The sequence below is a fragment of the Lutimonas vermicola genome, assembly GCF_038433205.1.
GTDB classification, from domain to species: domain Bacteria; phylum Bacteroidota; class Bacteroidia; order Flavobacteriales; family Flavobacteriaceae; genus Lutimonas; species Lutimonas vermicola.
Map to the genome: position 1 here is coordinate 1,244,750 of NZ_JBCDNA010000001.1, position 24,121 is coordinate 1,268,870.

Consider the following 24,121-nt stretch of genomic DNA (forward strand, 5'->3'; position numbering starts at 1 on the left):
TCACTTAGTTGAGGCCCTCTTTATCGTCATCAACAGGAAGTCTTCCGGATTCCTTTAATTGTTTGCTAAGCATCCACTCAATTTGGCCATTGGTAGAACGAAACTCCTCCTTAGCCAGCTTTTCTACTTCCCTGAAAATATCAGCTTCAATTCTCAGAGCAAATGCTTTTTTACTTTTCATATCAATAACTTAGTTACACGCTTGATAAAAACATCGGGTTCATATCATTCAATCAAGATTCTTCTTCCTTTTTATCCCTTTCAATAAGGGCTTTTAGTATACCGCGATGCGTAAACATATTGATCACAGTCCAATTCATTTTTGCATAGCTATTAATCAGATCTTCAAAGTTCTGTTGTGATTTTACAGCAGTGCCCGTTTGTTTGATTATTTTATATTCTTTCATATCTACTCTTTTGTCTTTGGTTCTACTTATAACATATACTCACTATTTGTATCGGTTATAACAAAATTATCAATTTTTTATCGAAAATGACCACTTCTGAATATCAGGCCTATAAGTATTCAAAAATCTAACTTTTTGATTCATTTAAAGCCAATTGTTGTTAATATATGCTTTATGACATATTATTTTAATACCACAAATATATTATTTTAATATCATATTATCTTATTTATTATGAAATTATCCCTTAGAATATTGAGGATATAAAAATAAATGCATTTTTTATTCATATACCCCAATTTTTATAGGGGTCTTTTTCATATATATATAATTTTTCATGTCATACCCTCTTTTTTTTTGGGGTAATGCTTTAAAAAATTACTTTTACCCCGATTAATCAATTGAAATTTAATTATTACTAACAAATTATTAATTACTTAAAATTAAAACATGAAAAATCTATTTACCCTTGCAATGTTATTCTCAGTTTTTATAATGTATGCACAAGACTCAATACCTGAGTCAGAAGAAGCTCCAAAAAAGAAATTTTCTTTTAGTGGTAGTGTAGATGGCTATTACAGAACAAATTTAGGAGCTCCAAATGGAGGAGAAAATAGCCAAACACCTAATACCTCTTTTGCTAATGGAAATGGTTTTGCTATTGGAATGGCAAATGCGATCATATCTTTTGAAGGTAAAAAAGTTGGTGCCGTTGCTGACCTTGTATTCGGACCACGTGGAACAGACGCTGTATTTGGATCCTTACAGTGGGATCTTGATGGTGATGGCACACCTGATTTAGGGAACAGCTCACAAGTTGTGAACCAACTATATGTATACTGGAATGTATCAGACAAAGTAACGTTGACCTTTGGTAATTTCAATACCTTTCTAGGTTATGAAGTAATTTCGCCAACAGGGAACTTTAACTATTCTACTTCTTATATGTTCTCTTATGGTCCATTTTCGCACTCTGGTTTAAAACTGGATTATGCAATTAACGATGACTGGTCTTTAATGGGGGCTATTATGAATGACAATGATTTAACCAATTTTAACCTTACCAACAATTACACTTTAGGTGCACAAGTAGGATATAAAGGAACTTACCTAAACTTCTTATATGGTCCTCAGTTTCAAGTTGATTTGACTACAGGTTTTGACATCACAGATTCCTTCTATTTAGGATTGAACTCAACTTATTATGTTGACAATGATTCAGATGCCTCATTTTATGGAGTAGCCATTTATCCTCAATTAAAAACTTCAGAGTCTTTTGTTCTTGGATTCAGAGCTGAGTACTTCGGAGAAGGTAAAGGCGGGGTTGGTGCTATCGGTGGATATGATGATGACGGAGATGCAAATGCATTCGAATTCACTTTAACAGGAAACTATGCTATTGGAGATCTAATGATCATTCCTGAATTCAGGATAGACACCACAAGTGAAGATACTTTCTTGAATGATGACCTTGAACCAACAGGTTCTTTGGCATCCTTCTTAGTAGCAGCAGTATACAAATTCTAAACAATAATTCATTATGAAAAAAATCGAAGCAATTATCAGAAAATCAAAATATTCTGATGTAAAAGAAGCGCTGCACAGCGTTGGAGTTAATTTTTTCTCTTATTGGGATGCTACGGGTCGTGGCAACGAAAAAGAAGGCCATGTTTACAGGGGCGTTACCTATAGCACAAGCAGTATTCAACGACGTTTCCTGTCTATAGTAGTCAACGATGATTTTGAAGAAGTTACCATTAAGGCCATCCTTGAGGCCGGCGCAACCGGGGAGGTTGGAGATGGAAAGATCTTTGTATCAGAAATTACTGACTGCTATAGAATAAGAACCGGTGAAAAAGGTGGTGAAACACTTTAAAATAAAAACTAACCTATAATTAATTTAGACATGGAATTACTTACTATAAATAATGTATGGATGATGATCTGTACAGCACTGGTTTTCTTTATGCACCTGGGCTTTGCTTTCCTTGAAATAGGCTTAACCAGACAAAAGAATACTATTAATATTTTATTCAAAAACATCTTTATCATTACCGTAGGGCTTTTGCTTTACTGCCTTGTTGGCTTCAATTTGATGTACCCGGGGTTCGCAGAAGGATCTTCAGGGTTTTTCGGATTCGCCGGTTTTGGCATCACAGCCCCTGAAGGAGGGATGACTGCAGCTTATGCAGACGGTGGCTATACATGGTGGACAGATTTTCTTTTCCAGGGAATGTTTGCAGCAACAGCAGCAACGATAGTTTCCGGTGCCGTAGCTGAAAGAATCAAGATTGTTCCTTTTATGATTTTTGTTATCGTTTATGTCGGGCTCATCTATCCATTGGCTGGCTCTTGGAAATGGGGTGGCGGATTTTTGGACATGAGAGAAACTCCTTTCTACGACTTTGCAGGTTCTACTTTGGTTCACTCTGTAGGAGGATGGGCTGCTTTAGTTGCCGTGTGGTTGCTGGGAGCCCGTATTGGAAAATTCAAAGACGGAAAGCCTATGGCAATTCCCGGTCACAATATTCCATTAGCAACTGCTGGTGTATTGATCCTTTGGTTAGGATGGTTCGGATTTAACGGTGGCTCTGTGCTTTCTGCTGATCCTGAGTTGACCTCTTTAACCTTGGTGACTACATGTTTGGCTGCCGCTGCAGGTGGGGTGGTGTCATTCTTGGTATCAACTGCAATGTATAAAAACCTTGACCTTACCATGTATTTAAATGGTATTCTTGGAGGACTGGTAAGTATAACAGCAGGGGCCGATCAAATGTCGCCTACAGATGCTATCTTAATAGGAAGTATTGGTGGTGCAATTATTGTTTTTGCGGTAGCATTTGTAGATAAAATTAAACTTGATGATCCTGTTGGAGCCATTGCCGTTCACTTAATCTGTGGTATATGGGGAACATTAGCCGTTGGAATATTCGGCGCCCTGGCAGGCGTAGATCAATTAATCAGCCAATTGGTTGGAATTGCATCATATGCCGGTATTTGTATCCTTTCTTCTTTTATTATACTATATGCTTTGAAGAAGACGGTAGGTATCAGGGTTTCTGAAAAAGAAGAACTTGAAGGTCTTGACGGATTTGAGCATGGAATGGATGCTTACCCTGATTTCAGGATGAATGAACACTAAGACTGTGTTCTTTTGTAAGAATCTCTTGGCGTAAATGCGTTGATTAGATTAAATTTGTGTAATGAGAGGGTTTATTTTAAATAAACCCTCTTTTTTTTTATAACTTTATCGCCGTTAAAACCCTGCCATGAAGCAAATCACCATCTTTTTTGTCATTTTATTTATTTCCCAATACAATACAGTGGCTGCGAGCCCTGAATGGGGTGCCACGGGCCATCGAACTATTGGTGAAATTGCCGAAAAACACTTAAGTAAAAAAGCGAAAAAACAGATCGAAACATTATTACAGGGCCAGGGCCTGGCCATTGTATCTACCTTTGGAGATGACATTAAATCAGATGACGCCTACGACAAGTTCTACACCTGGCATTTTGTCAACTTTCCTTTTGATCAGAAATACAAAGACAGTGAGAAAGAAAAAAGGGGAGACATTGTTATGGGTATAACATATTGCATCGACATTCTCAAAGACACGAATGCTTCTCAGGAAGATAAAATCTTTTATCTTAAATTTTTAGTACACCTTATGGGAGACCTCCACCAACCATTGCACGTTGGCCGGGCAGAAGACAAAGGCGGAAATGACATCAAAGTATTATGGCATTATAAAAAATCAAATCTTCATAGAGTATGGGATTCTGACATGATTGAATTTTACAATATGAGTTATTCTGAATTAGCCCGTAATACCTCAGATTTATCCAAGGCTCAAATCCAGAGTATTCAACAAGGATCTGTTCTTGATTGGACATATGAATCTCAGTCTTTGGCCAAAAAAGTTTATAATTCAGCGCAACCGGATGAAAAATTGAGTTACAGGTATTCATATGACCACTTTCAAATTGTAAGGTCTCAATTGCAAAAATCCGGAATAAGGCTCGCCAAGGTCTTAAATGATATTTTTGATTAATCAGCACTCTTTCTGGTGCCTGAACTCATTCTTTTAGAAATACAGGTCATCGGTATACCCTTCCAATTTATTTTCAAAGTCCTGAAGGAATCTAATTTATGAAGTCAATACAATACTTATGAACCAATCAACTGAAATTACCAAGATAAACACCGTAATAATAGATAAAGTATTATTTTCGTTTTGAAACTGAGCCTTCAAATGTTAAAAAATTGAGAGAATAAAATACTAAAAATGTTAAAACTTCGTTCTAAACAAGCATTCTTAACAATTGCAATAATGAAATTGAATATAATTTTAAAAAGTATCGTAGTATTTGCGCTACTAAGTTTTTCTACTTTAAGCGATGGGGGGCCTACCAACCCGCCTTCGAAAGAAGATTTTATCGACTTAAAAGAAATCATGCCAAACCTTAGATCAGATTTAAGGTATTATGGATCCAATAACTTCGTAGGCCAACCCATTGAGGGTTATAACCAACCTAAGGTTTATCTGACCAAAGATGCAGCGTATGCACTTAAAAAAGTTCAGGATGAATTGGAAAGGCTCGGTTTTGGACTGCTTGTATATGACGCCTATCGTCCTCAGCGCGCTACTGACCATTTTGTCAAATGGGCTCAAGATGAAAGTGATACAACCATGAAATTACAATATTATCCAAATATTGATAAAAAAGATTTGTTTTCTAAAGGCTATCTCTCTATGAAATCAGGTCATAGCCGCGGAAGTACCGTAGATTTGACCATTGTTTCATTAAAAACAAAGCAGATCCTTAATATGGGAAGTCCTTATGATCTTTTTGATGAAGTATCGAATACTTCACATACCCAATCGATCACAAAGAATCAACACTCCTTAAGGTTGTTGCTGAAAAGAAGAATGGAAAAACACGGATGGCAATCTTATGACCAGGAATGGTGGCATTTTACTTTAATAAACGAACCTTTTCCGGAAACCTATTTTGATTTTCCGATTGAATAAGGATATATATAATGATAAAACAAAGCCCGATTGAACATTCAATCGGGCTTTTTGTTTACAATGACCACTGAGAGGTTTTTCTGCAATTCGGCAGCATTGTTTATTTTAAAGCCCCAACAGCTGTACCTTCAAATCAAAACCCTCGATATAGATCTATCTAAAACAAATCATTTGCAAGTCATTGCAGCAGTCAATCAGCTCGTTGTCACGCTATAATATTGAAATAAAAAAAGCCCTCTTTTCAAAGGGCCCTTTAACTCTTAAGGAGCAGGATATCAGTTATTCATCAAATCATAACTGCGCTTGATAAATTCAGTCATTTCCTTACCCTGTAAAAGGTTTTGAGATAACCTGGCAAGATCAAGTGCCTGATTAATGTATTCACTTCGCTTTCCTTTTGCCTTTAGGATTTTTTGCATCAGATCATTGTTGGTATTTACCACCAGATTGTACATTTCGGGGAATCCACCCATTCCCATCATGCCACCGCCACCGGTTTGTTGCATTTCCTTCATCCTTCTCATAAACTCAGGCTGGGTTATAATAAATGGGTTAGACTTTGAATCCATGGCCTCCAACTGAACAGAATACTTTTCTTTTGGTACTATCTCCTCGATATACCCTTTAAGTTTCTCTTGATCAGCATCAGTAAGCTTTGATATCTGTGCGTCTTCTTTTTGAATCAACTTATCAATAGGATCAGCATCAACCCTGGCGAACTTCACCTTTTCTCCTTCTGATTCCAGTTTCTGAATTAAGTGTGAAATAATCGGAGAATCCAATAACAAGACCTCATAACCTTTTGCTTCAGCCTCTTCTATAAAACCATGCTGTGCCTCTTTATCATTAGCATATAGCATAATAAGATTTCCATCCTTATCGGTCTGTGCTGCCTTTGTTTTTTCCTGAAATTCCTCAAATGTAAAATATTCATCTTTTGTTGTAGGAAACAACGCGAATTTCTGTGCTTTTTCGAAGAATTTAGGCTCAGATAACATACCGTATTCAATAACAATCTTGATATCGTTCCATTTTTTCTCGTAGCCTTCTCTGTCATTCTTAAACAGAGAGCTCAGTTTATCAGCTACTTTTTTAGTGATATATGACGAAATTTTCTTCACTGCCCCATCAGCCTGCAAATAACTTCTTGAAACATTCAGTGGAATATCAGGCGAGTCGATGACTCCTCTTAACATCTGAAGAAAATCCGGTACAATACCTTCCACATTATCAGTTACAAATACCTGATTTTGATACAATTGTATTTTATCCTTTTGAACATCGATATTGGTGGTCAACTTCGGAAAATAAAGGATCCCGGTAAGGTTAAAAGGATAATCCACATTCAAATGAATATGAAATAGCGGTTCCTCAAACTGCATTGGATACAATTCTCTGTAAAAACTTTTGTATTCTTCATCGCTCAAATCACTTGGCTGTTTGGTCCAGGCCGGATTCGGATTATTAATGATTCTGTCTACAGTGATCATTTTTTGAGCCTCCTTTGTTTCTTTGCCATCCTTATCAGTGATCGTTTTAGGCTCATGATCCGGATCTGCTATCTCCTTGGTTCCGAATTTAATAGGAACAGGCATAAATTTATTGTATTTATTCAATAATTCATTGATCCTGCTTTCTTCCAGAAATTCCAAAGAATCATCATCAATATGTAGGATAATCTCAGTACCTCTTTCTTTTTTATCTGCTTTTTTCAGTGAATATTCGGGTGAACCATCACAAATCCAATGTGCACCAGCCTCTTCCTCTTTAAATGATTTTGTAAGAATCTCAACCTCCTTAGCTACCATAAAAGCCGAATAGAAACCTAAACCAAAATGTCCGATAATGCCAGAGTCATTTTTTTCATCCTTGAATTTTTCAAGAAACTCTTCTGCACCTGAAAAAGCAATATCATTGATGTATTTCTTCACCTCATCCTGAGACATCCCAATACCCTGATCAATAATATGCAGCTTTTTGCCTTCCTTATCAATCTTAACTTCGAGCTGCAGGTTATCTACATCTCCTTTGAATTCTCCAATGGATGCCAAGTGTTTTAACTTTAGAGTTGCATCCGTGGCATTCGAGATCAATTCCCTTAAAAATATTTCATGATCTGAATATAAAAACCGTTTGATCAGAGGAAAGATATTCTCCACTGCCACATTTATTTTTCCTTTTGCCATAATTATTTACTTTATAATTTTAATATGTACATCTTACCTAATCAAAACGAATACCAAAAAAGCTATTATGACAAGATGACATAATAATACATTATAAAGTGATCCTGCATCAAAGATATACCTCATTAAAAAAATCGAATGAATTGCGTATCTTTGATTATTGGAACAAAACGAAGCGAAACTCACTAACTGGCATTGAGGCCTAAATAAGGAAAGTACTTCATTTTCAAATAACTGAAAACTAAGCAATATTACCCATGTATAACTCTAAAATTACCGGTCTGGGCTTTTACGTGCCTGACAATATTGTAACCAATGATGACCTGTCAAAAATAATGGAAACCAGCGACGAATGGATCCAGGAAAGAACAGGTATCAAACAACGACATTGGATCAAAGAAGGCAGTGATGAAACCTCTGCCTCCATGGGTGCCAAGGCAGCCAAAATCGCCATAGAAAGAGCAGGAATGACCAAGGATGATATCGATTTCATCATCTTTGCCACTTTAAGTCCTGATTTTTACTTCCCCGGATGTGGTGTTCAGATACAGGATATGCTCGATATGGATACTGTTGGCGCATTGGATATTAGAAATCAATGCTCCGGTTTTGTATATGCCCTGTCTACGGGAGACCAATTTATCAAAACAGGAATGTATAAAAATATTCTTGTAATCGGTTCAGAATACCACAGCAACGGACTGGATAAAACCACCCGCGGAAGGGGTGTATCGGTTATATTTGGTGATGGAGCAGGTGCCTGTGTCCTTTCAAGAACCGATGATAACAAAAAAGGTATTCTTTCATCCCATCTTCACAGTCAGGGTAAATTTGCAGACAAACTCATTGTAGAATCACCAAGCATCAAGCACTGGGTTCCCGAAATACTGAATTCAAAAGAAGAGGATGTTTCTTATTTCCCCTATATGGATGGGACTTTTGTATTTAAAAACGCTGTCGTGAGGTTTAGTGAGGTTATCATGGAAGCCTTGGGAAACAACAATATGACTTCGGCCGATATAGACCTTTTTATTCCGCATCAGGCAAACTTAAGGATCTCTCAGTTCATACAGCAAAAATTTCAACTAAGGGATGATCAGGTTTATAACAATATCATGGATTATGGAAACACCACAGCGGCGTCTATTATAATTGCGCTTAGCGAAGCCTGGGAAAAAGGAAAAGTCAAAGAAGGAGATATTGTCTTACTGGCTGCCTTTGGTAGTGGATTCACATGGGGTAGCGTATTAATGCGCTGGTAGGCCCTGTACCTCTGCCACCATAAACAGGGGCCTTCCTTTAATTTTTTTGGAGTATTGCTCTTAATTTTAAAGCCCTGTCAGAAGTTTTATCACTGGTGACCAATACGTGCCGGTCAATTTTGGTATAAAGGGTTTCTGTGATCTGGAGTTTATTTTCATCCCTAATAATGTCAATTGTATAAGAATCCCCTACTTTCATTGTATTGATACTGTCCATGATAGCCCTATAATTGGCATTGTTAAAATCCTTATTCAGCACCCTTACAATTTTGTCGCCAACTTGTAAAAGATCTCCCTTGTATTCTGGTAAAAACTCCTTAATGACAACATTGCCAGCCTTGTCAGCATCCCACATCAGGCCCATGACAGGAAGTTTATCAATATTTTCTCTTTGTTCAATATAGGTCACCCCGATAACCCCCAGAAGCTCTTGAAAATCAAATGCTGTATTGTTCTTTATATGACTCTCTATAAATTGTGCTATCTGAGGATAGGTCATTTGAACAAATTCATCGAAAAATTCATTATTATCAAAAGGTTTATCTTTTCCATAACCGGAGATCAATTCAAGATATACTTCTCTAAGGCCTTTCTTACCATCCGACAAGTCAAGTAACTTCAGATCTAACATTGCCGCTGTTAACGCTCCCAGCTGATATATGTTACCGTATTGTTTATTTCCCTCATCGGTTGACCATTCCTTGCTAATTCTTACAAGACTGTAATCACTGCTATAATCCTGACTTTTGTTAATCTTCTCAGATAAATAATTTAAATAATCCCGGAAAGAAACCAATCCATTTGTAAGCTGCATTTTATAAGAAACCCATTCGGTGACCCCTTCATATAACCAGACGTGCATATCATTAGAAACCGGATCAGAATAATCGAAATTGGCAAGTACATCACTGTGTAAATGAAGCGGACTCAAGATATGCATGAATTCATGCGCAATAATATCTTTTAGAAAATGCAGATATTCAGGATTATCCGGAAGCGCATAAGTAGAGCTTAACGAATGCTCCAAGGCCCCGCCAAAATTAAACACTTTCATTTGATCAACATCTTGATGATCAGCAAAATAAAACAAAAAAGTGTAGCGGTCGACTGGAGAATAGCCTATAAATTCTTTGGCAGCATTCAGTATGGGTTGGGCCTGCTCCAGAATCATTGAGGCGGTAATATTGTTTTTTGAATGAACATAAGCTTCTACCTTTATTTCATCCACAAGTACTGAGGCATATGATAAACTATCTCCAATCAATATGGGTGAATCAGTGAATTGATAGTATGAATCAATCTCATATACTCCTCTATTATTCAGATGTAATGAAGTGCCTACTTTTGGGTCGCCATTAAGTTTAAGTTTTAACTCAATTGGCCTGTCTTTGAGCTTTTCAAAATAACCAAAAACACCATGAGTGTTAATGACCGTATAATCTTTGGTAATACCCGTACCACTCATTGGGTATACAGGATGATGCTCAATACTCATATCAAACGAATCATCTATTTCATAAACGATCCTTGCCACTTTTTCGGGTTCAAGAATTCGAAAATCATTCAATGATATTTTTTGCACCATCAGCTCTTCACCATTTTTGTCAAAAACCTTGAATAACCTTATAAACCTTCCAAAATCCAATGGCTGATGAACCCCCGGAGCAAATGACACAAAACTGTAAACCTTATCCTCTGGTCCTAATTCAGGTGCGTTTAAAATGACATTAAACGCGTCGTTCTTTTTAGTCAGATCGAGCTCATATCGAAAAACACTTTCCTGAGCATTGAGGGGAAATGTTTCTAAAACTATTAAACAAAAAATCAAAATGGAATAAGCAAGTTTCATTTCTTTTAAGTTTTTATTGATTTTCCTTCGTCATATTCACAAATATGTTCCTATCCTTTATAATTATCGTCCCAGTCCTTGACCTTGGGTTCACTTAACTTATTTTCTGATTTGGCCACCAACAACGAAACCGTAGCATCACCGGTCACATTGACCACAGTTCTGCACATATCCAAAGGCCTGTCGACGGCAAATATAAGTGCCAATCCTGCTTCAGGTATTCCTGCCTGGGCCAAAACGATCACCAGCATAACCATACCGGCTCCTGGAACGGCAGCCGAACCTATGCTTGCCAAAGTTGCGGTAGCCACTATGCCTAACTGCACTCCCAACGACAGATCCATTCCAAAAGCCTGAGCAATAAATACAGCAGCAACTGCCTGGTACAAGCTCGTGCCGTCCATATTAATCGTGGCACCTATGGGTAACACAAAACTTGAAACCTCTTCATCGACACCTAAATGCTCATGTACTCTTTCCATCGTAACGGGCAGGGTAGCGGCGCTGGAGCTTGTCGAAAATGCAAGTAGTTGCGCCGGAGATATGCCATTTAAAAATTCTTTTGGATTTTTACCTGTAAAGATCATAACCAAGGTTGTATAGAATACAATCATAAGAAACAGACCTGACACGACACATAAGGCATACCATCCGAGTGCTTTAAAAAGATCCGCACTTGGAGATTCAACGATGAGCGCTGCCAATAGGGCAAAGACTCCATAAGGCGCAGCCAGCATGATCAGATCAATCATTTTTAAAATAACCTCATTAAAACTGGAGAAAAAATCTTTAACCGGTTTTGCCTTGTCTTCAGGCAACAGAATTAACCCTACGCCAAAAAATATCGCAAAAAAGATCACCTGCAACATGTTTTTATTCTCTCCCGAAGCTCCAATGATATTATCAGGGACAAGGTCTTCCAGAGCCCTTAATGGGCCGCTTTCTTTTTGGTTAGCCGCTTCTTCCTTGTATTTTTCAGTGCTTTGCGAATAATTGGCAACCAATTCTGTTCTGGTTTCCTCACTAATCGATTCACCGGGTCGCACCACATTCACCAAAATCAGTCCTAAAGTGACGGCAACAACTGTTGTAATCAAATAAATCAAGACCGTCTTCCCTCCCATTTTTGATAATTTTGAAATGTCTTTTAAATCGGAGACCCCGGTAATCAAAGATCCTAAAATCAGCGGTACCGCTATCAATTTTAAGGCATTTATAAAAATGGTGCCAAAGGGTTTGATCCAATCCTCAACAATATCCTTTCCTCCGGAGAAACTGACCATCAAGAAGCCAAAGGCGACGCCAAGAAGCATTCCTAACAAGATTTTCCAGTGTAAAGCCAATTTCCTCATAATGTTGATATTTTGAGGGAAGATACTAAAAAAAATACTTGCCGTTATTTATAAAAAGTACTTCTCCTGAAATATTCATAAGAGGTTTATTCTTTTTCAAAATTTGTTGATTTATATATTATACTTACATTTGCCGAAAAGAAAGAATTTAATGGAAAAATTAAAAAAAAGATGGGGAATCAGTTCTAATTGGCAGCTCATTGCCATTATTTTGGTTTTCTCTGTTAATGGTTCTTTTGCCTCCTGGGTTGCAGGCCCTGTGACACATTTCTTTGGATTGAATCCCGAAACCACCAAACCCTATTTACTCTATATCCTTTTTAGAATTCTATTGATTTTTCCGATATATCAAATTACACTTCCTTTGGTAGGATGGATTTTCGGACAATTTACTTTTTTCTGGAATTTTGAAAAAAAAATGCTTCAGCGCATGGGATTAGGCCGCTTTTTTAAGTAGTGCTTTTTTTGTTGATTAAGAAAACATAACACCAAACAAGGGTAAATGAAGGGAAAAAATCAAGCCCTGGAATTGCTTCCTCCAAAAATGAAATGAGCCCTCCAATCTTACCCGTATTTCCCTTGTACATTTTCACCATCAGATAAGCTGATAAAGGTGCCCATACAACGTCTAAACCGGGAAAAACATACGAGAGCATTCCTATCAAATCAAACAGGATGCCAATGATCAACTTTTGCTTTTTAGTAAGTAATTCCATTTGAATTTACTGATCCCAGCTTCTCTTAGCCCTGATCTGTTTGTATAATTTTATTCCAAGCATCAGCAAAACTGACACACCAACAATGCCTGCTACGCCAAAAACCCAACCTAAGGTAGTTTTAAGGACCACAAGAAAAACACAGGCAAAAAGAATAATCGTGGCTACTTCATTCCATATCCTAAGGCCAAAGGAAGAGAAATTCAAGTGCCCTTTAGCCATTTGATTATACATGACCTGGCATGACCAATGATAGGCATACAGCAGGGCCACAAACACCAGTTTTATGATCATCCAATTGGCTTCAAGCCAGTAAGGTTGCAAAACCAACATCCAAATCGCAAAAATAGTAGCCAAAACGGCCGAAGGCCAGGTAATGATATACCAAAGCCTTTTACTCATAAGCACATATTGCTTTTTAAGAATTCCCTGAGCAGGTTCTTCCTTTTCTTCCGACTCTTTATAGTAGATAAATAAACGAATGATATAAAATAATCCTGCAAACCAAGTAGTTACAAAGATTATATGCAGCGATTTTACATATAAATATGCCATAAAGACCCCTTTAAGATTTCCACTTTTCAATCCAGTCAACCATTACCTCAACCCAGGCATCATCATCATTTAAACAACTTATATGCTTAAAATCTTCACCGCCAAAAGATAAAAACTCGCTTTTGCCTTCCATGGCAATCTCTTCAAGGGTTTCCAAACAATCAGATACGAATGCCGGTGTAATTACAGCCAGTTTTTTAATTCCTTGTTCCGGCATGGCCTCAAGTTCATGATCTGTATAGGGCCTTAGCCAAGGGTCTTTAAGTAATCTGGACTGAAAAGAGTTTCTATATGTTCCTTCTTTTAACCCAAGTTCTTTTACTACACCTTTTGTGGTTTCAAAACACTGATGCCTGTAACAGGTCTTATGAGCTTCTGATTTAATTTCACAACAGGTTCCATTGAGTTTACAATGGGATCCGGTCGGGTCACCCTTATAAATATGCCTTTCGGGAATTCCGTGATATGAAAACAAAATATGATCGTAATCAAATCCTTCCAACTCCTTGGAAAGATGCTGGGCCATCACTTTAATATAATCAGGTTTATCATAAAATGGAGCCATAACGTCCATTTGCATTTCCTTAAAAGAGTCTTCAAGTAACTCCTTGGCTTTCTCGACAACTGTTTCAAAAGATGACATAGCATAATGAGGATAAAGAGGAACCAAATACACGTCAGTAACGTTTTGTTCTTGTAATTCCCGGAATGCTTTTTCCATGCTCATTGAACCATATCTCATCCCCAAAGCCACGGGAAGGTCAATTTTGTCTCGAATTTTTTTAGTAAATCTTTCTGAAATTACCACCAACGGAGATCCTTCTTTCCACCAGATTTTTTTATAGGCCTCAGCAGATTTTTTTGGCCGAACGTTCAAAATGATTCCTTTGATCAATAAAAACCTTTTCCAATACGGAATATCAATAACTCTTTCGTCCATTAAAAACTCATCCAGATAGCGCCTCACATCTTTTACTTCGGTACTATCCGGAGATCCTAAATTTACCAACAACACACCTTTCTTTCCCAAATTAAAGCTCTTTAAATTTTACAAATTTGAAGCGTAAATATAATAGTTTTCAATCTTGAAACTTGTATATGATGTAATTTTTTTTCTCATACGGCTTTTAACTTTTATCGTTATTTTTTTTATTTCAAGCGATATCTTTTCCCGTGCTATCTATCTATTTTTGTCTGATACAGTTTTTTTTATTGTTTATGAAACCACCTATATTCATTGTAGTCTACCGTATTTATTGACAATTAATACTATGGGTTTAGAATATGATAAAAATCATGGTTTAAAAAATTCTTGTAGCGTAATTTTGGTTTGAATTTATTGACAATAATAATACAAACTACGATTTAAAGAATCATCCTGATATGACGAAAAATTCAGATTGCAAAAAGTTCTATGTTATTGGATTAAATTACCAAAAAGCGGATGTCGTTACAAGAAGTAATTTTAGTCTGAGCAAAGAAAATCAAAAGCAGCTTTTATCTGAGGCAAAAAAGATCAATATAAAAAGTGTTGTCATCCTGTCTACTTGTAATCGCATTGAAATCATGGGATTTGCCAAGCACCCATTTCAATTGATTTCTTTATTGTGTAAATATTCAAAAGGTACTGTTGAAGAATTTGCCAAAGTTTCATATGTGTATAAAAATAGTGATGCTGCCGAACATGTGATTAGAATCGCCACCGGAATTGAAAGTCAGATACTTGGTGATTATGAGATTGTAGGCCAGCTAAAAGATGCTTTTGCCATGGCAAAAGAAGCTGATACTGTTAATGCATATCTTGAAAGGCTTTTTAATGTAGCGCTACACGCGAGTAAGGAAACGAAAAACAAAACAAGTATTAGTTCAGGGACTACTACCGTATCCTACGCCGCGATTCAGTATATTAAGGAAAATTACAGCAAAAAAAATCCACAAAACATTCTTGTTTATGGCCTGGGAGACATCGGACAAAGTACTGCCAGAAGTTGTGCTAAATATTTAAAGGCTCACCATATCACTGTGATCAACCGCACGGGAAGTGTTGCGAAAGAATTGGCAGAGGAAGTTTGTTTAGAGGTTGCCGAACACGATGACTTAAGTGAGCAGGTCAGGTTTTCGGATATTGTTATCGTTGCAACCGGAGCTTCGAATCCAACCGTAACTTCAGACATGATCTCGGAGGAAAAGAAAAAGCTCATTATTGACTTGTCGATTCCCAGAAATGCCGACCCTGAAATCAATGATAAGGAAAATGTCAAGGTAATAGATGTAGATGTTTTATCGAAGAAAACTAAAAAGACACTTGAGGAAAGAAAGCAGCAAATTCCACAGGTAGAAAAAATTATTAAAAAGTATAAATCTGAATTTTACGAATGGCTAATGTTTAGACGAAGTACTCCCGCAATAAATTCTCTTAAAAAATCCCTGGAAGTCATACAGCAGGACGCCATTTCTTCACATTCTAAAAAGCATCAAGACATGGATGCTGAACTTATTGAAGACGTCACATCTCAAATGATCAATAAGATTGTATCTAAATTTGCCATGCATCTTAAATCAGAAAACACCCAGGCCAATCAGAGTATCAAAGTGATGAAGGACGTTTTTAATTTAGAGGCTACAGAACATTAATATGAAAAAAATTATTAGAATTGGAACCAGGTCCAGTGAATTGGCACTTTGGCAGGCAGATACTGTCTCTAATCAACTGCAATATCTCGGGCATGACACTGAAATCGTAAAGATAGATTCAATTGGAGATGCTGTTCTTAATAAACCATTATATGAACTTGGAACTACTGGTGTTTTTACAAAAAACCTTGATGTGGCTTTGTTGAATGACAAAATCGATATTGCTGTTCATTCATTAAAAGATGTTCCTACAGTATTGCCCAAAGGCATCGTGCAGGCTGCAGTTCTTAAAAGAGGTTTGCACCATGATATTCTTGCATTAAAAACTGATGAGGAATTCTTTACGAGAAAAAAAGCCGTGATTGCCACTGGTAGCCTAAGACGCAAGGCACAATGGCTGCATAGGTTTCCTCACCATGAAATTACAGGTTTGAGAGGGAATGTAAATACCCGGTTGAGGAAGTTAAAGGAAAATGACTGGAATGGCGCAATTTTCGCCATGGCAGGGCTTAAAAGGATTGGGCTCTTACCTGATAATCTTTTGAAACTTGACTGGATGATTCCTGCTCCGGCACAGGGTGCTGTTATGATTGCAGCGCTTGAAAAAGACAAGGAATTACTTGAGATTTGTGCAGAACTCAACGATAAGGAAACTGAAATTTGTGTGGGTGTAGAAAGAGATTTCCTCAATAAACTCGAAGGAGGATGTTCTGCCCCGATCGGTGCTCTTGCCATGATCAAGGACGAAGAATTGAAGTTTAAAGGAGCACTGTTTAGTGACGATGGAGAACAGAAAATAGAATTTTCAAAGACTGTGCCTGTAAATCATATTTCAGATCTCGCATCGTTTGCAGCGAATTATATTCTGGATCGGGGTGGTAAAAAAATAATGAGGAAAAAAGGTGAAGTCGAGAAAGAAATCAATATTTTTTCTACAAAAAACCTGTCCATTGCCCAAAAAAGCATCCTCAATCAGAACATAGGAACTGATATGAGTGATTTTATAACGATCAGGTTCAACCGGATCAAAGCGGCTGTTGTAAAACAACCTATAAAACACGTAATCTTTACAAGTCAAAACGCAGTAGAAGGAATAACCGATAGCTTTATGGCCTCAGAACTTAATTTTGACAATATATATTGTGTAGGAAGAAGAACCAAAAGACTGATTGAAAGAAAAATAGGAAAAGTTGCACATGTTGAGAATTCAGCTGCAAAATTGGCCGAATATCTGGTAGATCACATTAAAAAAGAAGAGATTACCTATTTTTGCGGTAACAAAAGAAGAGATGAATTACCCGGCATTCTTAAGCGTAATGGAATCAGTTTACATGAAGTTATCACATATCAGACCATACTGACTCCTGATCAACTCACGAAAAAGTATCAAGGGCTGCTATTTTTCAGCCCTTCTGGAATCGAAAGTTATCTTACAAAAAACAGTGTTGATCAGGAAGTAGCATTTTGCATCGGAGCCACAACTGCCAAGGAGGCACAGAAGCATTTTAAAACTGTTGTGGAAGCTAAACAACCGTCAGTTGACAGTTTACTGAATGAGGTAAATTCATATTTTATATAGTAAATTAGATTATGATAAACAGAACAAGGCGACTTCGAAAAACCGAAAATATCAGAAGGCTTGTCAGAGAAAACAGCCTTCAAGTCAGTGATCTTATCTATCCTGTTTTTATTGAGGAAGGAAAAGATATCGAAACTGAGATTACTTCTATGCCCGGCATCAAAAGATTCTCCCTCGACAAACTTTCAAAAGAACTTGATGAGGTTAGTCAATTAGACATACCGGCTATTCTTCTATTTGGCATTCCAAGTTCAAAAGATGAGGTTGGCTCAGAAACCTGGAACGATCAGGGGATTATTCAAAAATCAATTCGCTTTATAAAAAGGCACTATCCTCATTTATATGTCATTACGGATGTTTGTTTTTGCGAATACACGAATCATGGACACTGCGGAATCATTAATGACAACGATGTAGACAATGATGCAACCTTAGTCAATTTGGCCAAACAGGTTATTTCCCATGCTAAAGCCGGGGCTGACATGGTTGCTCCTTCAGGAATGATGGATGGAATGATTACTGCTATACGCACAGCCCTGGATGAATCAGGGTTTCCAAACCTTCCCGTCATGTCATATGCCGTTAAATACGCTTCTGCCTTTTATGGACCGTTTCGTGACGCGGCAGATTCTACACCAAGTTTTGGCGACCGAAGAACATATCAAATGGATCCGTCAAATCGTGATGAAGCTCTGAGAGAAGCGAATTTTGACGATCAGGAAGGTGCTGATATTTTAATGGTGAAGCCGGCACTCTCTTATCTCGATATCATCCGCGACATTAAAAACAATTTTGATCGCCCCGTTGCCTGTTACAACGTGAGTGGAGAGTATTCAATGATAAAAGCTGCGTCGGAAAAAGGATGGATTGACGAAGAAAGAGTTATGATGGAAAGTTTACTTTCGATGAAAAGAGCAGGTGCAGACATCATTATAACCTATTTTGCAAAAGATGTGGCAAAACTGCTCTTGAAAAAATAAAAATCGCTAACGAAATAATCAAATAATGAAATTAGAAAAATCTGCAGAACTGTTCAGAAAAGGTCAAAAACATCTTGTTGGCGCCGTGAATTCGCCTGTCAGGGCGTTTAAGTCGGTTGGTGGTGTACCCGTTTTTATCGATCACGCCAGAGGAAGCAGGATCTTTGATGTTGACGAAAATGAATATGTAGACCTTGTCCTTTCCTATGGTCCGATGATTCTCGGCCATCGACATAAAAAAGTAGAGAGGTCCATAAAGAAAGCTCTTAAAAAGGGATACACTTTTGGTGCGTCAACCAATAAGGAGATCAAGCTTGCAAAAATAGTTTGCGACGCATTTCCAGGCATGGATAAGGTCCGCTTTGTCAATTCGGGTACAGAGGCTGTGCTCAGTGCTATAAGGCTTGCCAGAGCTTTTACCGGACATAATAAGATTATAAAATTTTCGGGTTGTTATCACGGTCATTCGGATGCCTTGCTAGTTGCTGCAGGATCAGGTTTGGCCACTTTGAGTATGCCAGGGAGCAAAGGTGTTCCGGACGAAGCCGTAAAAAATACATTGATCGCAGAATTCAACAATCTCGACAGTGTTAAAAAACACATGGATGCCCAGAATGATATCGCAGCCGTTATCATTGAACCCATTGCAGGCAATATGGGTGTGGTAACACCTGATCAGGCTTTTATTGACGACCTGCGAACCATAACCAGAGATAAGGGGATTCTGCTCATAGCTGATGAAGTCATGACCGGGTTCCGATCGAAATTTGGAGGCGCTCAGGAATTATTGGGATTTGAAGCCGATATCACCTGTCTTGGAAAAGTGATCGGTGGTGGATTTCCTGTGGGGGCTTATGGAGCAAGAAACGAAATCATGGAATTAGTAGCGCCTTTAGGTGGCATGTATCAGGCAGGAACTCTGTCGGGTAACCCGATTGCCATGGCATGTGGAATTGCCACATTAAAAGAGCTAAAAAGACAAAATCCTTATAAATCATTTGACAAAAAAGCTAAAAAAATCAAGGCGATGTTGCTTGAATCAGCCGAAAAACATGGTATTGACATCCAGGTAAACCATTTTGGATCGATGGTCAATGTCTTTTTTACAAAACAGGAGGTTACAGATTTTAAATCTGCTCAATCGTGCAATACTGAAAACTTTAAGGTATTCTTCTGGCAGATGATGGAGCATGGCGTGTTTTTGCCACCTTCCCAATTTGAAGCGTGGTTTCTTTCATCAGCATTAGGAAAAGCAGATCTTAAAAAGATCGAACAAGCGATCGATATATCCATGGCAAAAGTAGCAGAGAAACAAAAATAAAAATTAGATAGAGAAAACAGTATATACTGTTTCGTGATACAGCATTATAATTATGATCAAAAACGATTTATTTTTAAGAGCCTTAAGGGGCGAAACCGTTTCAAGACCTCCAGTCTGGATGATGCGACAAGCGGGTAGATATTTACCAGAATTTATTGCAATTAGAGAAAAATATGATTTCTTTACAAGGTGCCAAACTCCTGAACTTGCATCTGAAATTACGGTTCAGCCCATTCGAAGATACGGAATGGATGCAGCCATATTGTTTTCGGATATTCTGGTGGTTCCTCAGGCGATGAACATTCCCTTTGAAATGAAACCCGGGGTTGGCCCATACCTGCCAAATCCGATTCGATCGCAAAAAGACGTCGATCAAACCATCTTACCCGACATCAACGAACGATTAGGTTATGTGATGGAAGCAATAAAAATGACCAAGGAAATGCTGAATGATGAAATTCCCTTAATTGGTTTTGCTGGCTCGCCCTGGACGGTATTCTGTTATTGCGTTCAAGGCCAGGGTTCCAAGTCTTTTGACAAAGCGAAGGAATTTTGTTTTACCCAACCTGTAGCCGCACATCAATTGCTTCAAAGAATTACCGATACCACAATAGCATATTTAAAAGAAAAAGTTAAGGCTGGTGTTGATGCCGTTCAGGTTTTTGATTCCTGGGGAGGCATGCTTTCACCTGCTGATTATCAGGAATTCTCTTGGAGATATATCAAACAAATTGTTGATGCACTTCACGGAGAAGCCCCTGTTATCGCTTTTGGTAAAGGATGCTGGTTTGCTTTGGAAGAAATGTCAAAATCAAAGGTGTCTGCCTTGGGTGTTGACTGGACAGTTAGCCCTAAAACAGCTCGTGAACTTACGCATAACAGTGTTACTTTACAAGGAAACATGGATCCTTCAAGGTTATTGTCACCGCCAAAAGAAATTAAAAAGCTTGTGACTCAAATGATCAATGATTTTGGAAAAGATAAATATATTGTAAATTTAGGGCATGGCATTTTGCCTAATATTCCTTTGGATCATGCCAAGGCATTTATTGATGCAGTAAAAGAATACAAGGCTTAACAGGTCATATAAGAACCGTGAAATGAATAAAGAACTCATCCAAAAATACAATATTCCAGGGCCAAGATATACGAGTTACCCAACAGTTCCGTTTTGGGACGAGGAGGGTATCGATCTTGAAGACTGGAAACGAACCACAGTGAAGGCCTTTAAGGAAAGTAACGATCTTGAAGGCATTAGCTTGTACATCCATTTACCCTTTTGCGAAAATTTGTGCACATTTTGTGCCTGCCATAAAAGAATCACCAAGCGGCACAGTGTTGAGCAACCTTATATTGAAACCCTGCTAAAAGAATGGGACCTGTATTGCGACCTATTGGTTGACAGGCCTAAGATCAGGGAAATCCATTTGGGCGGAGGCACACCGACCTTCTTTTCTTCAGAAAACCTAAAGAAATTAATCGATGGAATTTTCAAAAGGGCCGATAAATTTGACGATTTTGAATTTAGCTATGAAGCGCATCCTAACCATACGTCTGAGGATCAGTTAAAAACCCTGTTTGATTTGGGTTCCCGCAGAAACAGTTTTGGAATTCAAGACTACGACCCGGTAGTTCAAAAAGCGATTAACCGAGTTCAAAGTTTTGAACAGATAGAAAGAATTCACAATTTGTCAAAAGAAGTCGGATATACTTCTATCAGTCATGATCTGGTTTTTGGTCTCCCCTTTCAAAATGAACAAAGCATAAGAAACACCATTAAGAACACAATTGCGCTAAAACCTGATCGTATAGCATATTACAGCTACGCACATGTTCCCTGGATCAAGGGTGTCGGACAACGTGGATTTGATGATAATGACCTTCCAAAAGACAAGGAAAAACGTCATTTATACGAATTGGGTAAACAACTTTTCTTTGATGCAGGCTACGTTGAAATTGGTATGGATCACTTTGCCTTGCCCAGTGATTCGCTTTACAAGGCAATGGAATCGAAAAAGTTGCACAGGAATTTCATGGGCTATACTGCCGGAAAGACCGAACTTATGATCGGCCTGGGCATGTCTTCGATCAGTGATTCCTGGTATGCTTTTGCTCAAAATGAAAAATCAGTTGAAGCTTATACCGAAAAAGTGAATCAAGGCATTATTCCAATTTTCAGGGGGCATTTACTCAGTAAGAACGACCTTATCATCAGAAAACACATCCTGAATTTAATGTGTAATTTAGAGACTGAATGGAACCTTGATCTTGACGAAGACACCAAAGCAGGAATTTTAGATCGATTAAGTGAGATCTTTGAAGACGGACTTATAGAATTGTCAGAAAACAAACTCATCGTTAAAGAGGCAGGACGGATGTTCGTAAGAAACATATGCATGGCATTTGACCTGAGGTTGATCAACAACAAACCCGAAACCAGGATCTTTTCAATGACGATTTGATTGACGTTCAAAAACGCCCTGTGTTAAAAGCTGTTATTTGGTCTTGGAACCGTATTTCTTCATGAATTTGTCTAACTTGGGATTGATCACAGCCCTGCAATAGCCCTGATTCTTATTGTTTTTATAATAATTCCTGTGATAGTCTTCGGCCTGATAAAATACATCAATAGGCGAAACTTCTGTAACAATCGGATCATCATAAACACCTTCTTCAGTTAATTGGGCAATAATAATTTTTGCATCAGATTCTTGCTCTTTATTGTGAAAAAAAATGGCAGACCTGTACTGGGTACCCACGTCACCACCTTGTCGGTTAAGGGTTGTGGGATCATGCGTATAGAAAAATACATCCAGTAATTCCCGGTAAGAAATGACTGCAGGATCATAGGTAATCTGTATCGCTTCAGCATGTCCGGTTGAGCCCGTGCAGACTTCCTTATAAGTAGGATTTTTTACTTCACCTCCCGTATATCCGGGAAGAACAGTTTCCACCCCCTTTAATTGTTGAAATATGGCTTCTGTACACCAAAAACATCCATTTCCAAAAGTGGCCACAGCCAATTGATCATTCATATTTTTACTATTTTTTTGAGCGGATAAACTTATTGTTAGTATTAAAATCAAAGGTAAAACAAATCTCACTTTTTTCATCTTTCAGTTTTTTTTAATCTCTGACGACCAAAGAACCATAACATTACAAAATTAACCTATTTTAAGCTTCTTCTCATGTACTGATTTATTCATATTGGCATATGCTCGAGAACATGTACAACCTTTTCAAGCATCGCATCGGTAAAATCAAGATGGGTCACGATTCTCAATTTGCCCTCCCCCATGGATATAATCCTGATCCGGTGCTTTTCCAGCTCACTCAAAAACAACATTTCATCAAGCTCCTTGTGTAATTGAAAAATAATGATATTTGTTTCAACAGGCTCTACTTTAGCCACCCAGTCAGATTTTTTCAACGCCTCACCAAGGCTCGTTGCCCTATGATGGTCTTCACTCAATCGATCCACATGATGATCAAGAGCATAAATACCTGCTGCAGCGAGATACCCCACCTGCCTCATGCCTCCGCCAAATAACTTTCTGATGCGGATAGCCTTTTGAATATTCTCTTCTGAAGACAGTAATAATGAGCCTATTGGCGCTCCCAGGCCCTTTGACAGGCAGATTGAAATAGAATCGAATAACTTCCCGTACTGGGCAGGTGTTTGATTTTTAGCGACCAGGGCATTGAATAAACGTGCTCCGTCAAGGTGATAAGACAGGCCATTTTCAGCGCATATCCGCTGAATTTTCCCTAATTCAGCATAATCCCAGCAGGCGCCACCACCTTTATTGGTTGTGTTTTCCACCACAACCAGACTGGATAATGGCAGGTAATACTGCTTTGGATCATTGATCACCTCTTTTAATTGATTGGATTTGAACATACCCCTGTTTCCATCAATGAGTTTACAGGAAACACCTGAATGAAATGACGCCCCGCCACTTTCATAATTATACACATGCGACCACTTATCACAAATTAATTGTTCAGCAGGCTGAGTATGTAATTTAATAGCCGTTTGATTGGCCATTGTTCCACTGGGGAAAAACAGGGCTGCCTCCATACCAAATAAACTCGATATTTTTTGCTGAAGTTCAATAACAGTGGGATCCGAATTAAAGACATCATCTCCTACCTCCGCCTTCATCATAAAGGCCAGCATTTCTTTGGTAGGACGGGTGATGGTATCACTTATCAGGTTTATTTCTTCCTTAATCATAACGGTTAAA

The 24,121-nt window shown here is 38.0% G+C and carries 23 protein-coding genes; 13 read left to right on the forward strand and 10 right to left on the reverse strand.

All coding sequences use genetic code 11. The annotated features are described in order from the left end of the window. Nucleotides 1-4 precede the first annotated feature (4 nt). Both AABB81_RS05560 and AABB81_RS05565 read right to left on the reverse strand, forming a co-directional pair. Nucleotides 5-181 (reverse strand): type II toxin-antitoxin system antitoxin, encoded by a 177-nt coding sequence (locus AABB81_RS05560; RefSeq protein WP_342159172.1) that lies wholly within the window; start codon nucleotides 179-181, stop codon nucleotides 5-7. Nucleotides 182-233: 52 nt separating this feature from the next. Further along, the gene (locus AABB81_RS05565; RefSeq protein WP_290291640.1) at nucleotides 234-407 is read right to left on the reverse strand and encodes a DUF4177 domain-containing protein; all 174 of its coding nucleotides are present in this window, start codon (nucleotides 405-407) and stop codon (nucleotides 234-236) included. A gap of 450 nt (nucleotides 408-857) precedes the next feature. Between AABB81_RS05565 and AABB81_RS05570 the strand changes: the two genes are divergently transcribed. From AABB81_RS05570 to AABB81_RS05590, 5 genes are all read left to right on the forward strand, one after another. After that, the gene (locus tag AABB81_RS05570) at nucleotides 858-1,934 is read left to right on the forward strand and encodes a porin (protein ID WP_342159173.1); all 1,077 of its coding nucleotides are present in this window, start codon (nucleotides 858-860) and stop codon (nucleotides 1,932-1,934) included. Nucleotides 1,935-1,947: 13 nt separating this feature from the next. Beyond that, complete coding sequence (locus tag AABB81_RS05575; protein WP_342159174.1) at nucleotides 1,948-2,283, forward strand: P-II family nitrogen regulator; 336 nt, start codon at nucleotides 1,948-1,950, stop codon at nucleotides 2,281-2,283. 30 nt (nucleotides 2,284-2,313) lie between these two features. Continuing rightward, nucleotides 2,314-3,549, forward strand: coding sequence for an ammonium transporter (locus AABB81_RS05580; RefSeq protein ID WP_342159175.1), 1,236 nt, complete (start codon nucleotides 2,314-2,316; stop codon nucleotides 3,547-3,549). A 127-nt stretch (nucleotides 3,550-3,676) separates the two neighbouring features. After that, the gene (locus AABB81_RS05585) at nucleotides 3,677-4,459 is read left to right on the forward strand and encodes a S1/P1 nuclease (protein ID WP_342159176.1); all 783 of its coding nucleotides are present in this window, start codon (nucleotides 3,677-3,679) and stop codon (nucleotides 4,457-4,459) included. 279 nt (nucleotides 4,460-4,738) lie between these two features. After that, nucleotides 4,739-5,440: a M15 family metallopeptidase gene (locus AABB81_RS05590; protein ID WP_342159177.1), complete on the forward strand. Its 702-nt coding sequence runs from the start codon at nucleotides 4,739-4,741 to the stop codon at nucleotides 5,438-5,440. A 275-nt stretch (nucleotides 5,441-5,715) separates the two neighbouring features. On the opposite strand, the gene htpG is transcribed toward AABB81_RS05590, so the two are convergent. Next, nucleotides 5,716-7,626: a molecular chaperone HtpG gene (gene htpG / locus AABB81_RS05595; protein WP_342159178.1), complete on the reverse strand. Its 1,911-nt coding sequence runs from the start codon at nucleotides 7,624-7,626 to the stop codon at nucleotides 5,716-5,718. 257 nt (nucleotides 7,627-7,883) lie between these two features. On the opposite strand from htpG, the gene AABB81_RS05600 reads away from it, so the two are divergent. After that, on the forward strand, nucleotides 7,884-8,888 hold the full coding sequence (locus AABB81_RS05600) for a 3-oxoacyl-ACP synthase III family protein (protein ID WP_342159179.1): 1,005 nt from the start codon (nucleotides 7,884-7,886) through the stop codon (nucleotides 8,886-8,888). Between the two features lie 37 nt (nucleotides 8,889-8,925). Here AABB81_RS05600 and AABB81_RS05605 read toward each other — a convergent pair whose 3' ends face one another. Further along, nucleotides 8,926-10,737 (reverse strand): M61 family metallopeptidase, encoded by a 1,812-nt coding sequence (locus AABB81_RS05605; protein WP_342159180.1) that lies wholly within the window; start codon nucleotides 10,735-10,737, stop codon nucleotides 8,926-8,928. Between the two features lie 50 nt (nucleotides 10,738-10,787). Then, a complete protein-coding gene (locus AABB81_RS05610; RefSeq protein WP_342159181.1) occupies nucleotides 10,788-12,089 on the reverse strand; it encodes a dicarboxylate/amino acid:cation symporter in 1,302 nt (433 codons plus the stop codon). 151 nt (nucleotides 12,090-12,240) lie between these two features. Between AABB81_RS05610 and AABB81_RS05615 the strand changes: the two genes are divergently transcribed. Then, nucleotides 12,241-12,546: a DUF6787 family protein gene (locus AABB81_RS05615; RefSeq protein ID WP_342159182.1), complete on the forward strand. Its 306-nt coding sequence runs from the start codon at nucleotides 12,241-12,243 to the stop codon at nucleotides 12,544-12,546. Here AABB81_RS05615 and AABB81_RS05620 read toward each other — a convergent pair. From AABB81_RS05620 to hemH, 3 genes are read right to left on the reverse strand one after another with little or no spacing between them, the layout of a single operon-like run. Further along, a complete protein-coding gene (locus AABB81_RS05620) occupies nucleotides 12,539-12,805 on the reverse strand; it encodes a hypothetical protein (protein ID WP_342159184.1) in 267 nt (88 codons plus the stop codon). The two genes, AABB81_RS05615 and AABB81_RS05620, sit on opposite strands and share 8 nt — an antisense overlap. A gap of 6 nt (nucleotides 12,806-12,811) precedes the next feature. Beyond that, nucleotides 12,812-13,360: a CopD family protein gene (locus AABB81_RS05625; RefSeq protein ID WP_342159185.1), complete on the reverse strand. Its 549-nt coding sequence runs from the start codon at nucleotides 13,358-13,360 to the stop codon at nucleotides 12,812-12,814. A gap of 10 nt (nucleotides 13,361-13,370) precedes the next feature. Continuing rightward, the gene (gene hemH / locus AABB81_RS05630) at nucleotides 13,371-14,390 is read right to left on the reverse strand and encodes a ferrochelatase (protein ID WP_342159186.1); all 1,020 of its coding nucleotides are present in this window, start codon (nucleotides 14,388-14,390) and stop codon (nucleotides 13,371-13,373) included. Nucleotides 14,391-14,743: 353 nt separating this feature from the next. Between hemH and hemA the strand changes: the two genes are divergently transcribed. The 6 genes from hemA to hemN are packed head-to-tail and all read left to right on the forward strand — an operon-like array spanning nucleotide 14,744 to nucleotide 22,336. Next, the gene (hemA, locus tag AABB81_RS05635; protein WP_342159187.1) at nucleotides 14,744-15,994 is read left to right on the forward strand and encodes a glutamyl-tRNA reductase; all 1,251 of its coding nucleotides are present in this window, start codon (nucleotides 14,744-14,746) and stop codon (nucleotides 15,992-15,994) included. Nucleotide 15,995: 1 nt separating this feature from the next. Further along, entirely contained in the window at nucleotides 15,996-17,573 is a 1,578-nt protein-coding gene (gene hemC, locus AABB81_RS05640; RefSeq protein ID WP_342159188.1) for a hydroxymethylbilane synthase, read from the forward strand. A 14-nt stretch (nucleotides 17,574-17,587) separates the two neighbouring features. Continuing rightward, nucleotides 17,588-18,553, forward strand: a complete 966-nt coding sequence (gene hemB / locus AABB81_RS05645) for a porphobilinogen synthase (RefSeq protein WP_342159664.1) — start codon at nucleotides 17,588-17,590, stop codon at nucleotides 18,551-18,553. Nucleotides 18,554-18,578: 25 nt separating this feature from the next. Next, nucleotides 18,579-19,874, forward strand: coding sequence for a glutamate-1-semialdehyde 2,1-aminomutase (hemL, locus tag AABB81_RS05650; RefSeq protein ID WP_342159189.1), 1,296 nt, complete (start codon nucleotides 18,579-18,581; stop codon nucleotides 19,872-19,874). Nucleotides 19,875-19,926: 52 nt separating this feature from the next. After that, nucleotides 19,927-20,952: a uroporphyrinogen decarboxylase gene (hemE, locus tag AABB81_RS05655; RefSeq protein WP_342159190.1), complete on the forward strand. Its 1,026-nt coding sequence runs from the start codon at nucleotides 19,927-19,929 to the stop codon at nucleotides 20,950-20,952. Between the two features lie 22 nt (nucleotides 20,953-20,974). Further along, nucleotides 20,975-22,336 (forward strand): oxygen-independent coproporphyrinogen III oxidase, encoded by a 1,362-nt coding sequence (gene hemN, locus AABB81_RS05660; protein ID WP_342159191.1) that lies wholly within the window; start codon nucleotides 20,975-20,977, stop codon nucleotides 22,334-22,336. Between the two features lie 33 nt (nucleotides 22,337-22,369). On the opposite strand, the gene msrA is transcribed toward hemN, so the two are convergent. Together msrA and AABB81_RS05670 are read right to left on the reverse strand one after the other, a co-directional pair. Next, nucleotides 22,370-22,909, reverse strand: coding sequence for a peptide-methionine (S)-S-oxide reductase MsrA (msrA, locus tag AABB81_RS05665; RefSeq protein WP_342159192.1), 540 nt, complete (start codon nucleotides 22,907-22,909; stop codon nucleotides 22,370-22,372). Nucleotides 22,910-23,076: 167 nt separating this feature from the next. Continuing rightward, nucleotides 23,077-24,111: a threonine aldolase family protein gene (locus tag AABB81_RS05670; protein ID WP_342159193.1), complete on the reverse strand. Its 1,035-nt coding sequence runs from the start codon at nucleotides 24,109-24,111 to the stop codon at nucleotides 23,077-23,079. Between the last annotated feature and the right edge of the window lie 10 nt (nucleotides 24,112-24,121).